Raw genomic sequence first — 14,708 nt, 5'->3', positions numbered from 1 at the left:
TCACACCCGGGCCAGTCCGAGCAGGTGGCTCAGGTCTTTGAAGAAGATGCGCACGTGTGCCATCGGTTTCTTGCGGGTCAGGCGCTTGTTCATGTACGAATCGAAGGTCAGCTGCTGCACGTCACGGTCTTCGCAGATCTTCACAAAGCGCTCGCGCCGCTTTTCGCTGCCGTACCAGAACCATTGCAGGATGCCCAGCACCCAGAACACCTGGCCGTGCAGCTTCATGAAGCGCTTGCGCGCCAGCCGCAGTGCCTGGACATCGCCCGTCTTCAGCAAGGCATGCACCGATTCAGCGGCCAGCTGCCCACCCACCATCGCGTAATAAATGCCTTCGCCCGAGGCTGGCGCCACGACACCCGCAGCGTCGCCGGCCAGCACCAGATCGCGTCCGTTGTCCCAGCGCGGCAGCGGTTTCATGGGGATGGGTGCGCCTTCGCGCCTCAGGGTCTCCGCGCCCGCCAGGCCACTGGTCTCGCGCATGCGTTGCACCGAACCCTTGAGCGAGAAGCCCTTGTCGGCACTGCCCGTACCCACGCTCAGCGTGTCGCCGTGCGGGAACACCCAGCCGTAGAAATCGGGTGAAAAACGCCCCTGGTAGTACACATCGCAGCGCGCGTCGTCGTAGCCTGCCGGGCGCTGCGCGCCTTCGGGTGCGCGCACGATCTCGTGGTACGCAAAGACATAGCGCGTGCGTTCAGCGCTGGGCACGCCACCCTGCCGAGCGACACCCGAGCGAGCGCCGTCGGCACCGATGATGCTGCGTGCCCGCACCTGGGCCGGCACGCTCGCGCTGCCGCGCTTTCCCGCGCGCACGTGGTAGTGCACCACGCTCACGCCATCGCTGTCGCGGCTGAGCGAATCGAAGTGACCGGTGCGGCGCACCGCGCCCGCGTGCTCGGCGCGTTCGCGCAACCACTCGTCAAAGGCCTCGCGGTTGACCATGCCGACAAAACCGTTGTCGATTGGAATGTCCACGTGTTTGGAAGAGGGCGCGATCATGCGGGCGCAGCGCGCTTTGGCGACCAGCAGCGCGTCGGGAATCTCGAAGTCCTGGATCAGGCGCGGGGGGATGGCGCCACCGCAGGGTTTGATTCGGCCGCCCCGGTCGAGCAGCAGCACCGAGTGGCCTTGCTTGGCGAGTTCATGGGCAGCCGTGGCTCCGGACGGGCCGCCGCCGACCACCACCACATCGAAGGTTTCCAGAGTGTTCATGACAATTGCCTCGGGTGAAGACCGCCGCTCAGGGACTGGCCGGGGTGGGAAACTGCATGCGCGTGCGCGCTGCTTGCGGGGAGGGCGTGGTCGAGATGCGCCAGGCGAGCACGGCTGACAGCAGGAAGGCAGCACTTTCGAGTGCAAACACCGTGGCGTAAGCGCTGCCAGGCAGCGCGAGCAGGTGGTGCGCCAGATCACTGGCACCGGTGCCGATGAGCCCACCAATGCCGAAGGCCATCGCTTGTGCCGCGCCCCACAGGCCCATGCGGATACCGGCGCGTGCGGGGCCACCTTCGTGAGCCAGGCGCATCATCGAGCCGATGGCACCAATAGAAAACGCGCCGTTGGCCACGCCCAGCGCCAACACGTTGAGCTTGAGCGGCCAGCCGGCACCGTGCAAACCCGCCAGCATCAGGCCCAGCAGCGCGAGCGCCGAGGCGATACAGCCCCCCACCGTCCAGGCCCGCAGGGAGCCGATGTGGCGCAGCACAGGGTGCGCGGCCCAGCGAGCGGCGATGGCGCCCGCGATCGCCACCATCAGCATGCCGGCCAGCACGCCCGCATGCTGCACGCCCGCCAGCTGCGTGGACGCGCCTGGGGTGTAGCCATGTACCGCGCCGGCAAACGGCTCCAGGATCAGGTCCTGCGCGCTGTAGGCCAGCATAGAGATGAACACAAAGATGGTGAAGCGCCGGGCCACAGGTTCGGCCCAGACCTGCGCCAGGGCTTCGCGGAAGCGGGGCTTGTGTGCTGCGGGGCTGGGGATCAGCGCTGCAGAGCCAGTCGTTTCGTGGCCCTCCAGGCCGTGCACCGCCAGCAAGGAAATGATCCACGCCGCGACCGACACGGTGGAAGTCACCAGCAGCAGGCGCTCGGGCGAATACGGGTCGAGGAAGTGGCCAGCGAGCCCCGCGGTGAGCGCAAAGCCAGCGATCATCATCATCCAGACCATGGTCGCGGCGCCGCCGCGCCGGCTCTCGGGCACGCGCTTGGCCAGCAACACCAGCAGCGAGGTGCCGCTGGCGCTCACGCCCAAGCCCACGAGTGAAAAGCCCAGCACCGCTAGCGCCAGGCCGGCGCCAGGCTCACTGGCCATCCAGACCGTGGCCAACGCCGACAGCACGCCGCCCAGCGCCAGCACCGCCATGCCGCCGATGATCCAGGGCGTGCGCCGCCCGCCAACGTCAGAGCCGTGGCCCATGCGTGGGCGTGCGATCTGCACCGCGTAGTGCAGCGCCACCAGCAGACCGGGCAGCAGTGCGGGCAGGGCCAGCTCCACCACCATCACCCTGTTCAGGGTGGACGTGGTCAGCACCACGATCGCGCCCAGGCAGGCCTGCACCACACCCAGGCGGGCCACGCTGCCCCAGCCGAAGGGCCTCATGCGCCAGACCCCAGGCCGCGCAGGGCGAACGCGCTGACCATCATGCCGGCCACGAACAGGGGCACGCCAAAGCCGCTGTACCAGAGCGCACGCGCCGTCGGATCAACCAGGAAGCGTCGCATCATCGCGCCTTGCGCCACCAGCAAGACCGCCACCGCGAACGCGTGCCATGGCTGTCCCCAGGACAGCAGCAGCGCGATCACCGCAAGTTGCGGCAGCGCCATGAACCAGCAGGCCACGCGTGCGGCGCGGTCCACACCGAGCTGCACCGGCAAAGAGCGCACGCCCATCTGGCGATCACCGGCCACGGCCTTGAAGTCGTTGAGCGTCATGATGCCGTGAGTGCCTGCGCTGTAGAGCGCAGCCAGCACCAGCGATTCACCACCTGGCATGGCGCCACCGGCCATGACCGCCGCCCCGGTGACCCAGGCAATGCCTTCGTAGCTGATGCCGCAGGCTGCATTGCCCCACCAGCCGTTTTCCTTCAGTCGCACGGGCGGTGCGCTGTAAGCCCAGGCCAGCAGCAAACCAAGCGCGGCGGCGCCAAAGCCCCAGGGCCCGAGCACTGTGGCCACGGCCAGCGAAACGGCGGTCCAGAGAATGGCGAGGTACAGGCCCCACTGGCCGGGCATGCGGCCCGAGGGAATGGGGCGTTGGGGTTCATTGATGGCGTCGACATGGCGGTCGAACCAGTCGTTTACCGCTTGGCTGGTGGCGCAGACCAGTGGACCAGCCAGTGCAATGCCCACGATGGCCAACAGCCAGCGCCCGTCCATCGAGACGCCTGAGGCCACGACGCCACAGGCAAAGGCCCACATGGGTGGAAACCAGGTGATGGGTTTGAACAGCTCGGTGACGGCTGACAGCGCTGGGCGGGCCATGCGAAGGGTTGTACACCTTACACATGATAGTGTCAATTAAAGATGACAGTTGCTGTCGGCGTGCCAGGGGCTTTCACGTGCATGCCAGCGATCCACTCGCGGAACCCGCGCAGGATGGTTTCGCCAGACAAGCTGGCGGGAGGCTTTGGGTTAGGCGATTGAGCCGATCGAGCGGCTCAGTGCACGTCTTCGCTCGTGCCTTCGAGGATGCCGAAACGGCGCAACTTGATGTAGAGGCTCTGGCGCGACAGACCGAGCATCTCAGCCGCCGAGGCGCGGTTGTCGCCAGTGAGCTCAAGGGCCGCTTCGATGCACAGCTGCTCGATCAGGTCGGTGGTCTCGCGCACGATGTCCTTGAGCGGCAGTCGGCCGACCAACTCGGTCATCTGGCTGGCTGAGCGCGGCAACTCCTTGGCCGAACGGCCTTCGTTGACCAGCCGACGCCCCATGTCGCGGATGGTGAAGCCCAGGCAGCGCTGGCTGCCAGCGTTCACTGCCACCGCGGAGATTTCCACCTCCACCGTCGAGCCATACTCCCCGCGCAGTTGCGTTGCGAACAGTCGAACCACCCCGTGCTGACGCAGGTTGGACAGCAGCACCCGGAAATCCACCCCGGTACGCCCCAGCCACTTGTCGAGCAGCTCACCTCGCGCCTGGTCTTCGCTGCCAAGCTGGCCCAGATCGAGAAACGCACGGTTGGCGCTGAGTACGCGGCCTTCGGGGTCGGTGACCACCAGCGCGTCCGGCGCGCCTTCCATCACCTGGAGCAGCAGTTGGCGGGCGCGCGAGGCACTGATGGCGGTGGCATCCTGGGGCTTGGAGAAGCGCAGCAGGAAATGCTGGGAGTTTTCCTGCCGGAACTGCGAGGCCGACAGGATCAGGTCCTCCGCTCCATCCACCAGGCGGACCATGACGGGTTCGGCCCGGCCGCTGGCACGCAGTCGATCCAGCAAGTCGCGCACCACCTGCTGGCTGGCGGGGTCGAGGCTCTGGTTCAACGTCCAACCCGACACCTGCGCGCGCTCGCCGAAGAGCTCGTAGGCCGCTGGGTTGGCTTCTTCCAGCTTGTCAATCGAGCCCTCGAGGATGAGCACCGGCTCGGAGGCCATCTGGAACAGCAGGCGGTAGCGGGTCTCGACCTGACGGAGCCGCCAGTAATCGCGTTCCATGGACTGCTGGGCATTGACCAGACGCTGCTGCAGCACCACTTGCGGCCGCAAGTCCCGGCCAAACGCCACCGAGTGGCTGGCCTGCCCACCATCGTCTGCGCGGTTGACCGGCACCAGGGCATAAGACAGAGGCAGTTCGCCGCCGTCGCTGAGGATGTGGTTCACATGGCGCCACCGCACACCATCGCTGGTCGGCTCCCCGCGGCTCTTGAGCAGGGCTTCAATCTTGGCGTGGCTCTCGGTGTTGACGGTATCGGTCCAGCGCTGACCCACCCACGCCTCGCACCCGGCGGTCACAAGCTCTTCGTTGGAGAGCGAGATGTCCCGGATGACGCCTTCGGCGTCCAGGATCAACACCACATCAGCCGATGCGGTGATCAGTTCAGCAGCAACATCGGCGCTCAACTGACCAAGGAACTGCCCAGGCATGTCGAAACGCCGCTGGACTGAGACGGGCAGAGCCTGCGTCATGGAGTGCTTTCTGGGTTTGGGCGTGGTCTGGTGGGTGTCAGCAGAACGAACTTTCTATGCTTATATACGTAAATGACCGTCTGTGACCAGCTTTTCCGCCTGTGCCGGCGCCCGAGGACCATCGGTGATGATCGCGTCGGCCGGCACCGTCGTCCCCACTTCCGGCTGCAGGATGAACGCAGGGCCGCCGCAGATTATAGAGATCTGGGGATTGGCGCTGACCTCGCGCACGAGGCGAATGGCGGCCGACAACTTGGGCGCGCCGGCCACGGCGCCGAGGGAAAAGCCAACCACGTCGTACCAGTCTTTCTTCACCATGATGGCCGCGGCATCGGTGGCGAGAAAGCTGGTCACCACGTCCCAGCCAGCGCGGTGAAAAAACTCCGCCACCAGCGACAGGCCAAAGGTGTGCTGCTCGCCCGGGCAAGGCATCAACAGAATGCGTCGGCCTGCTTCTCCTTGGTGCGAGCCATTGAACTGGCCAAAGGACGCGCTGTTTTCACGCAGCACCTTCTGCAGCCGGCCCAGGCCCACCGTCACCTCGGTGAACGTGCAGAGGTCGCGCTCCCACATTTCTCCCAGGTGTCGAGCCACCGGCGCCAGCAGGTCAAGGAAGATGGCCTCGACCGGCACACCGCGGTCGCGCAGTGCGATCACGCAGTCGCGCACCACGTTGTCTTCCTCGTGTAGCACCAGCTCGGCAAACAGGGCCACATCTTCCGGCGTCACGCGCTGGTGGCTGGTCAGGGGGTGTTCGGCGCATTCCTGAGGCACTCGGTGAGCCAGCATCAGGCGCGGGATGATTTCGTATTCGACCGCCTTGGCCAGCAATACGGCGCGCAGGCCGTCGTCGTTGGAGGCCTCCTCGTCCCCGGTTCGAAGCAAGTCACCGATGACGGGCACACCGCCTGGGTCGATGCCGTCGCCAGCCCGCTCGTTCATGGGGGGGGCTAGCGGTATTTCCTCGGGTTGGGGTGAGGAATGCCTTGAAGTAGAGCCCATGTTCCGTGTCTCCTCTGCGCTTTTGCGCGGGTGCCGATTCACGCAGGGGCCACGGTCATTGCCGGTGCTTTCTTACGCCATCAGGTGGTTTGCGTAATGAAATTCTAGGGGCTCAAAGCTGACGGATCTTGTCCGAATCGCATTTGGACCTGCCTGGGTTGTACCTGTGTCAAGCGCAACCGTCAAAACCTATCGGGTATCCCGTACAAAAAACTTTACTATGGTGGCTGAGAATGTCAATAAAAATATACGTCAATAAAAGTTGACACTTTCGTTGGGAAGCTCTAAATTGGGCTCCAGCAAGAACGAAGGAGACCCGTCCGATGCATTCCGAAACGCCGCACACCCCGGTTGTGCGCCCGCTTTACACCCCGCAGGAGCGACAGCGTCGCGACGCCACGGTGTGGACGCTGGTGCAAGGTGTGCTGGCGCCCGTGCAGTTCTTGATCTTCCTGGTCAGCCTCGTCCTGGTGCTGCGGTTTCTGCTGACGGGTGAAGGGCAGGGCGCTGCCATCGCATCGGTGGTGGTCAAGACCCTGGCGCTCTACGCCATCATGGTCACCGGTTGCATCTGGGAAAAGGTGGTGTTCGGCCGCTACCTGTTCGCGCCCGCCTTCTACTGGGAAGATGTCTTCAGCATGGCGGTGCTGGCCTTGCACAGCGCCTACCTGCTGTCGTTGTGGCTGGGGCTGCTTTCGCCGCAGGGCCTGATGCTGCTGGCTCTGGCCGCCTACGCCGCCTACGTGATCAACGCAGCGCAGTTTCTGCTCAAGCTGCGCGCGGCGCGCCTGCAGCAAAGCGATGACATTCGGGCACATGGACCTTCTGGAGCCGCGGCATGAATGCGGTGATCCCGATCCAGCCAGCCCTACCCGGTTGCGCCGACGCGCCGGTGCTGCGCGAGCGTGGTCAGCGTGAGGTGTTCTGCGGACTCACCGGCATCATCTGGCTGCACCGAAAGATCCAGGACGCGTTCTTCCTCGTGGTCGGTTCGCGCACCTGCGCTCATCTGATCCAGAGCGCAGCCGGCGTGATGATCTTTGCCGAGCCGCGTTTTGCCACTGCCATCATCGACGAACGCGACCTCGCCGGCCTGGCCGACTGCAACGACGAACTCGACCGCGTGGTCACGCGCCTGCTGGCGCGGCGCCCTGAAATCAAGCTGCTGTTTCTGGTCGGATCCTGCCCGTCGGAAGTGATCAAACTGGATCTGTCGCGCGCGGCGCAGCGCCTGTCCGGGCGGTTCCTGCCCGATGTGCGCGTGCTGAACTACTCGGGCAGCGGCATCGAAACCACCTTCACCCAGGGCGAAGACGCCTGTCTGGCCTCGATGGTGCCCAGCCTGCCCCCTGCAAAAGCCGAAGCCGCACCAGCGCTGATGGTCGTGGGCGCGCTGGCCGACGTGGTCGAGGACCAGTTCACGCGCCTGTTCCAGGCCATGGGTCTGGGCCCAGTGGCATTTTTCCCGCCGCGCCAGGCCGACCGTCTGCCGGCCGTCGGGCCCAACACCCGCTTCCTGCTGGCCCAACCGTTCCTGGCCGACACCGCCGCTGCGCTGGAGGCACGCGGTGCCGAGCGGCTGGTCGCGCCATTCCCGCTTGGCGTGGAGGGCACAACCGCCTGGCTGCAAGCCGCGGCCAACGCGTTTGGCATTTCTGAATCGTTGTTTCAGGCTGCCATTGGACCCGCGCGCGAGCGCGCCACCGCAGCGCTGTCGAGGCAGCGCACGCAACTGGCTGGCAAGCAGATCTTTTTCTTTCCCGATTCCCAGCTGGAGATTCCGCTGGCGCGGTTTCTGTCGCGCGAACTCGGCATGGTGCTCACCGAAGTCGGCACGCCCTACCTGCACCGCCAGCACATGGCGCCTGAGCTGGCGCTTCTGCCGGCGGGCACGCTGCTGTCCGAAGGCCAGCATGTTGAAAACCAGCTGGACCGCTGCCGCGCCGCCCGGCCTGACATCGTCGTCTGTGGCCTTGGCCTGGCGAACCCGCTGGAAGCCGAAGGCATGACCACCAAGTGGGCCATCGAACTGGTGTTCACGCCCATCCATGGCTACGAGCAGGCCGCCGATCTCGCGGAGTTGTTCTGCCGTCCGTTGCTGCGTCGGCAAAGAATCAACCCTGTGCCAGCTCCGCTGACCCTGGGCGACACGCTGGCAGCCAGCGCGGCGGGAGGCTGACCATGCAACTGACGCTCTGGACTTACGAAGGCCCGCCCCATGTGGGAGCCATGCGGATCGCAACCGCCATGCAAGGTGTGCACTACGTGCTGCATGCACCTCAAGGTGACACCTACGCCGACCTGCTGTTCACCATGATCCAGCGCGACGCCCAGCGTCCGCCAGTGACCTACACCACCTTCCAGGCGCGCGACCTCGGTGGCGACACGGCCGAGCTGTTCAAGACCGCGGCGCGCGAGGCCTTCGAGCGATTCCACCCGCAGGCGATGATGGTCGGCGCCTCGTGTACCGCCGAGCTGATCCAGGACGATCCGGGTGGCCTGTGCAAGGCGCTGGACCTGCCGGTTCCGGTGGTGGCACTGGAGTTGCCGTCGTACCAGCGCAAGGAAAATTGGGGCGCTGCTGAAACCTTCTACCAGATGGTCCGTCACCTCGTTGACACCTCGGTAAGGCGTGCGCCACGTGAACCCGGTCAGCGCGCCCGTTGCAACATCCTGGGGCCGACCGCGCTGGGCTTTCGCCACCGCGACGATCTGCGCGAGATCAGCGACTTGCTCACCCAGATGGGCATTGACATCAATGTCACGGCACCGCAAGGTGCCACACCAGCCGATCTGGCCCGTCTGGGCGATGCGGACTTCAACGTCGTGCTCTACCCCGAGATAGCCAGCGTGGCGGCGGGCTGGCTGCAAAGAACCTTTGGTCAACCGGCCACCACCATCGTGCCGATTGGCTCGGGCGCCACGCGCGATTTCATCCGCGAAGTCTCTGCGCTCGCCGCCGTGGATCCAGCGCCGGTGTTGGCCAATGCGGACGCCCGTGCGCCCTGGTACGCCCGCTCGGTGGACTCCACCTATCTGACGAGCAAGCGGGTGTTCGTGTTTGGCGACGCCACCCACGTGGTCGCCGCAGCGCGCATCGCGCAGGACGAGATGGGCTTCACCGTGGTCGGTCTCGGCACCTACAGCCGCGAGTTTGCGCGCGAAGTGCGCGAAGCGGCCAAGCTGTATGGCGTTGACGCTCTGATCTGCGACGACTACCTGGATGTGGAAGCCCGCATCGCCGAACTGCAGCCCGAGCTGGTGCTCGGCACCCAGATGGAGCGCCACATCGCCAAGCGTCTGGGTATTCCTTGTGCGGTGATTTCGGCGCCAGTGCATGTGCAGGATTTCCCCGCCCGTTACTCGCCCCAGATGGGCTTCGAGGGCGCCAACGTGCTGTTCGATACCTGGGTCCACCCGCTCATGATGGGTCTGGAAGAGCACCTCATCGGCATGTTCCGGGGTGATGCCGAGTTCCATGAAAACGCCGCACCCTCGCACCTTGGTGGCGCGGTGTCGCGCCCCATCACAAGCGGTCAGGCAACGGTGGATGAACCCGCCGACGCGCCAGACGAACTGGCCACCGCAGAAGCCGAACAGGCCATTGCCGCAGCGGCCAGCAGCTCGGCTCAAGCGGTCGCCACCTGGTCGGCCGATGCCGAAAAAGAGCTGCGCAAGATTCCGTTTTTTGTGCGCGGCAAGGCCCGCCGCAACACCGAGCTGTTTGCACGCGACAAAGGTCTGCAGCTCATCACCCTTGAGACACTCTACGATGCCAAAGCCCACTTCAGCCGCTGAAGACCGGGCCACGGCCCTGCGGGTCGTCCTGGTCACCATGGACAGCCACCTGGCGAGTGCCGCGGCGCGTGCGCACCGCCAGCTGGCGCGGGCGATCCCTGGTCTGTCGTTGAGCGTGCACGCCGCCGCTGAATGGACCGACGAGCCCGAGGCGCTGCGCCGCTGTATCGACGACATCGCGCGTGGCGACATCGTGATCTGCACCATGCTGTTCATGGAAGACCACTTCCTACCAGTGCTGCCCGCGCTGCAAGCGCGGCGTGACCAGTGCGACGCCATGGCCTGCCTGATGTCGGCCACCGAGGTCACGCGCCTCACGCGGATGGGCCGCTTCGACATGAGCGGCCCGGTGAGCGCCCCCATGGCCTTCCTGAAAAAGCTGCGCGGCAAGGGCACGGCTGATGCCAACACTTCGCCCGAGGACAAGAGCAGCGCTGGTGCGCGTCAGATGCGCATGCTGCGCCGCCTGCCCAAGATCCTGCGCTTCATACCCGGTACGGCGCAGGACGTGCGCGCCTATTTCCTCGCCATGCAGTACTGGCTGGCTGGCTCCGAGCAGAACATGGTCAGCCTGGTGCAGTTCCTGGTTTCGCGGTACGCCGACGGCCCGCGCCGCGTACTGCGCGAGCGCTGCCAGGTGACTGCACCGATCGACTACCCTGAGGTAGGCGTGTACCACCCGCGCATGGCAGCGCGCCTGTCGTCCGACGTCGCTCACCTGCCCAGCGTCGCCACGACCGGACGCCGCGGCACGGTGGGCCTGCTGGTGATGCGCTCGTACCTGCTGGCCGGCAACACCGGCCACTACGATGGCGTGATCACCGCGCTGGAGGCGCGCGGCCTGCGCGTGATCCCGGCTTTTGCCACCGGGCTCGACAATCGCCCCGCCATCGATGGCTACTTCCTGAAAGAGGGTCGGCCGGTGATCGATGCCCTGGTGTCGCTGACCGGTTTTTCGCTGATTGGCGGCCCGGCTTACAACGACGCCCACGCCGCCGAGGCAGTGCTCGCCAAGCTCGACGTGCCCTACCTCGCGGTGACGCCGGTGGAGTTCCAGACGCTGGACCACTGGGGCGCATCGGCGCGCGGCCTGCTGCCGGTGGAATCCACCATGATGGTAGCCATCCCCGAACTCGATGGCGCCACCGGTTCCATGGTCTATGGCGGTCGTGGCGGTGCGGCGCAAGTGCAGTGCAGCGGCTGCAGCAAAGGCTGCCATTTCGACAACCCGCAGGACGTGCACGACATGCAGACCTGCAGCGAGCGTGCGGACGCCCTGGCCGCGCGCGTGGGCCGCCTTATTGACCTGCGCCGCTCCGAGCGCGCCGAGCGCAAGGTGGCCGCAGTCATTTTCAATTTCCCGCCCAACGCCGGCAATACCGGCACCGCCGCCCACCTCGCGGTGTTCGAGTCGCTTTACAACACGCTGGCAGCGATGCAGCGCGAGGGCTACACGGTGGAACTGCCCGAGAACGTGGACACGCTGCGGGAACGACTCATCGGCGGCAACGCAGCGCAGTACGGTGCGCCGGCCAATGTGCACGCGCTCATCGGCGTGGACGACCACGTGCGGCGCGAGCGCTACCTGCGTGACATCGAGGCCCAGTGGGGACCGGCGCCGGGCCAGCAGCTCAGCGATGGCAGCCGCATCTTCGTGATGGGCGAGCGCTTCGGCAACGTTTTCGTGGGCATCCAGCCCGGCATGGGCTACGAGGGCGATCCGATGCGCCTGCTGTTCGAGCAAGGGTTCGCGCCGACCCACGCGTTTTCCGCCTTTTACCGCTGGATCCGGGAAGACTTCGGCGCCCACGCCGCGCTGCACTTCGGCACCCACGGCGCATTGGAGTTCATGCCCGGCAAACAGAACGGCCTGAGCGCCCTGTGCTGGCCCGATCGCCTGATCGGCGACCTGCCCAACATGTACCTCTATGCGTCGAATAACCCCTCGGAAGGCACAATCGCCAAACGCCGGGCCGCAGCGACGCTCATCAGCTACCTCACGCCACCGGTGGCACAGGCAGGGCTCTACCAGGGTCTGCTCGAAATCAAGGATTTGCTGGAGCGCTTTCGCAGCCTGGAACCCGAGGCCGCCGACGAACGCGACGAGCTGGCCGAACTCATTCATGCGCAAGCGAAGGCGATGGACCTGTGCGGTGAGAACGACGCCTGGGTCAGCGACCGAGACGCCTGCCTGGTGCGGCTCAATGCCGCCGTGCTGGAGCTGGAGTACACGCTCATTCCCTGCGGTCTGCATGTGGTCGGACAGGCGCCGAGTTCGACCGAGCGGGTTGATATGTTGATCTCCTGCGCCGAAGCCAGCCATGGCCTGATAGGTCAGAGCAGCGCGCTGCGCGAAGGCGTGCAGCGGCTGGTGGGTGGCGAAAGCGCCGAGCAGGCGGCCGGGCATACGCTGTCCTGTCTGCAGTCCGCCGGTTCGATGCCTGTTGACGCTGCCACCGTATCGACTCTGATGAGCGAACTCGCCCGCATCGACGGCATGCTGGTGCAGGACCACGAAATCGAGGGCATTCTTCGCGCGCTGGACGGTCGTTTCCTGCGGCCAGCGCCCGGCGGTGACTTGCTGCGCACGCCGGCCATCCTGCCCACAGGCCGCAATGTGCACGGCTTCGACCCATTTCGCATTCCCAGCGCTTACGCTGTCAAGGATGGCGCACGCCAGGCAGAGCGACTGCTGGCTCGTCACATGGCCGACGGCAATGCCTTCCCCGAGTCCATCGCGATGGTGCTCTGGGGCACCGACAACCTCAAGAGCGAGGGCGGTCCGATCGGCCAGGCCTTGGCCCTCATGGGCGCGCGCCCGCGCTTCGACAGCTACGGCCGCCTGGCTGGCGCGGAGCTGATTTCGCTGGCCGAGCTGGGTCGCCCGCGGGTGGATGTGGTGATCTCCCTCTCGGGCATTTTCCGCGACCTGCTGCCGCTGCAGATCCGCCTGCTGGCCGAGGCCGCGTTTCTCGCCGCCAGTGCCGAGGAGCCGCTGGAACACAATGCGATCCGCCGGCACGCTCTGGCCTACCAGAAAGAACACGGCGTTGACCTGGAAACCGCTTCGCTGCGCGTGTTCGGCAATGCCGAAGGTGCCTACGGCTCCAACGTCAACAGCCTGATCGACAACAGCCGCTGGGAAGACCCCGACGAACTGGCCGAAACCTACAGCCGCCGCAAGGGTTTTGCTTATGGCCGCGGTGGCCGCCCGGTGCAGCACAGCCAGCTGCTCAGCAGTGTGCTGGCCGATGTGAACCTGGCTTACCAGAACCTCGATTCGGTGGAGCTGGGCGTGACAACGGTTGACACCTACTTCGACACCCTGGGCGGCGTGAGCCGCGCCATCCAGCGCGCCAAGACGCGCACGCACGGCAGCGCCGCCAGCGTGGCGCCGGTCTACATCGGCGACCAGACGCGCGACAGCCACGGCGGTGGCACGGTGCGCACCCTGGGCGAGCAGGTGGCGCTCGAAACCCGTACCCGAATGCTCAATCCCAAGTGGACCGAAGGCATGCTCAAGCACGGCTTCGAGGGCGTGCGCCAGATCGAGGTGCACCTGACCAACACCATGGGTTGGTCGGCCACCACAGGCCAGGTCCAGCCCTGGGTCTACGAACAGCTGACGCAGGCTTTCGTGCTCGACCCCGCCATGCGCGAGCGCCTGGCCAAGCTCAACCCCACCGCGTCCGCGCGTGTGGCCAGCCGCCTGATCGAGGCGTCGGAGCGCCAGTTCTGGCAACCCGACCCCGAGGTGCTGAAAGCGCTTCGGTTGGCAAGCGAAGAGCTGGAAGACCGGCTAGAAGGCATCTTTGAAGGAGCGCCCGCATGATCACCGAATCCACTGTCCCGCTGACCGACCTGAGGCGCGCCAGCGGCCGCTCGAGTCGAACCGATGGTGAGGGCAGCCTGCAGGTGCAGCTCGACCCCTCGGTCAAGATCGGCAACGCCAAGGTATTTGCCATCTACGGCAAGGGCGGCATCGGCAAGAGCACCACCAGCTCCAACTTGTCCGCGGCATTTTCCCACCTGGGCAAGCGGGTGCTGCAGATCGGATGCGACCCCAAGCACGACAGCACCTTCACCCTGACCAAGAAGATGCTGCCGACCGTGATCGACGTGCTGGAAACGGTGGATTTCCACGCCGAAGAACTGCGCGTAGAAGACTTTGTATTCCCGGGCTACAACGGCGTGATGTGCGTGGAGGCGGGTGGCCCGCCGGCCGGCACCGGTTGCGGCGGCTACGTGGTCGGTCAGACCGTCAAGCTGCTCAAGGAACACCACTTGCTGGAGGACACCGACGTGGTGATCTTTGATGTGCTGGGTGATGTGGTGTGCGGCGGTTTTGCCGCGCCGCTGCAACACGCCGACCGCGCGCTCATCGTGACCGCCAACGACTTCGACTCCATTTTCGCAATGAACCGCATCGTGCAGGCGATCGGCGCCAAGGCCAAGAACTACAACGTCCGCCTGGGCGGCGTGATCGCCAACCGCAGTGCGGGCACCGACCAGATCGACAAGTACAACGACCAGATCGGCCTCAAGCTTGCCGCCCACTTCCCGGATCTGGACGTGATCCGCCGCAGTCGCCTGAAAAAGTCGACCTTGTTCGAGATGGAGACCTCGCCCGAACTCGAAGCGGTGAAGCAGGAATACATGCGCCTGGCTGCGTCGCTCTGGGCTGGCGTGGAGCCGCTGGCGGCTGTGCCCATGAAGGACCGCGACATCTTCGATCTGCTGGGTTTTGACTGAGTCCGAGGCGTGTTGCCTTCCATCCCGAACTGA

The 14,708-nt window shown here is 65.7% G+C and carries 10 protein-coding genes; 5 read left to right on the top strand and 5 right to left on the bottom strand.

Annotated features, from left to right (window positions below; genetic code table 11):
* The 5 genes from QUV25_RS09545 to QUV25_RS09525 all read right to left on the bottom strand — a co-directional run bounded on the left by QUV25_RS09545 (nt 1) and on the right by QUV25_RS09525 (nt 6,065).
* On the bottom strand, nt 1–1,215 hold the full coding sequence (locus tag QUV25_RS09545) for a geranylgeranyl diphosphate reductase (protein ID WP_300863410.1): 1,215 nt from the start codon (nt 1,213–1,215) through the stop codon (nt 1–3).
* 28 nt (nt 1,216–1,243) lie between these two features.
* Nucleotides 1,244–2,602, bottom strand: coding sequence for a BCD family MFS transporter (locus QUV25_RS09540; RefSeq protein ID WP_300863409.1), 1,359 nt, complete (start codon nt 2,600–2,602; stop codon nt 1,244–1,246).
* A complete protein-coding gene (chlG, locus tag QUV25_RS09535) occupies nt 2,599–3,483 on the bottom strand; it encodes a chlorophyll synthase ChlG (protein ID WP_300863408.1) in 885 nt (294 codons plus the stop codon). The genes QUV25_RS09540 and chlG overlap by 4 nt, the downstream gene beginning before the upstream one ends.
* Before the next feature lie 176 nt (nt 3,484–3,659).
* Nucleotides 3,660–5,123: a transcriptional regulator PpsR gene (gene ppsR, locus QUV25_RS09530; protein ID WP_300863407.1), complete on the bottom strand. Its 1,464-nt coding sequence runs from the start codon at nt 5,121–5,123 to the stop codon at nt 3,660–3,662.
* Nucleotides 5,124–5,183: 60 nt separating this feature from the next.
* The gene (locus QUV25_RS09525) at nt 5,184–6,065 is read right to left on the bottom strand and encodes a B12-binding domain-containing protein (protein ID WP_300863406.1); all 882 of its coding nucleotides are present in this window, start codon (nt 6,063–6,065) and stop codon (nt 5,184–5,186) included.
* Between the two features lie 383 nt (nt 6,066–6,448).
* Between QUV25_RS09525 and bchF the strand changes: the two genes are divergently transcribed.
* The 5 genes from bchF to bchL are packed head-to-tail and all read left to right on the top strand — an operon-like array spanning nt 6,449 to nt 14,675.
* The gene (bchF, locus tag QUV25_RS09520; protein WP_300863405.1) at nt 6,449–6,967 is read left to right on the top strand and encodes a 2-vinyl bacteriochlorophyllide hydratase; all 519 of its coding nucleotides are present in this window, start codon (nt 6,449–6,451) and stop codon (nt 6,965–6,967) included.
* Nucleotides 6,964–8,304, top strand: a complete 1,341-nt coding sequence (locus QUV25_RS09515) for a ferredoxin:protochlorophyllide reductase (ATP-dependent) subunit N (RefSeq protein WP_300863404.1) — start codon at nt 6,964–6,966, stop codon at nt 8,302–8,304. The genes bchF and QUV25_RS09515 overlap by 4 nt, the downstream gene beginning before the upstream one ends.
* Nucleotides 8,305–8,306: 2 nt before the next feature.
* Nucleotides 8,307–9,923, top strand: a complete 1,617-nt coding sequence (gene bchB, locus QUV25_RS09510; protein ID WP_300863403.1) for a ferredoxin:protochlorophyllide reductase (ATP-dependent) subunit B — start codon at nt 8,307–8,309, stop codon at nt 9,921–9,923.
* Nucleotides 9,898–13,755, top strand: coding sequence for a magnesium chelatase subunit H (locus tag QUV25_RS09505; protein WP_300863402.1), 3,858 nt, complete (start codon nt 9,898–9,900; stop codon nt 13,753–13,755). Before bchB ends, QUV25_RS09505 begins: the two co-directional genes overlap by 26 nt.
* A complete protein-coding gene (bchL, locus tag QUV25_RS09500; RefSeq protein WP_300863401.1) occupies nt 13,752–14,675 on the top strand; it encodes a ferredoxin:protochlorophyllide reductase (ATP-dependent) iron-sulfur ATP-binding protein in 924 nt (307 codons plus the stop codon). Before QUV25_RS09505 ends, bchL begins: the two co-directional genes overlap by 4 nt.
* Nucleotides 14,676–14,708: the final 33 nt, after the last annotated feature.

The organism is Hydrogenophaga sp., assembly GCF_030373245.1.
Taxonomy (GTDB): domain Bacteria; phylum Pseudomonadota; class Gammaproteobacteria; order Burkholderiales; family Burkholderiaceae_C; genus Hydrogenophaga.
This window is presented reverse-complemented; position numbering and strand designations above follow the sequence as displayed.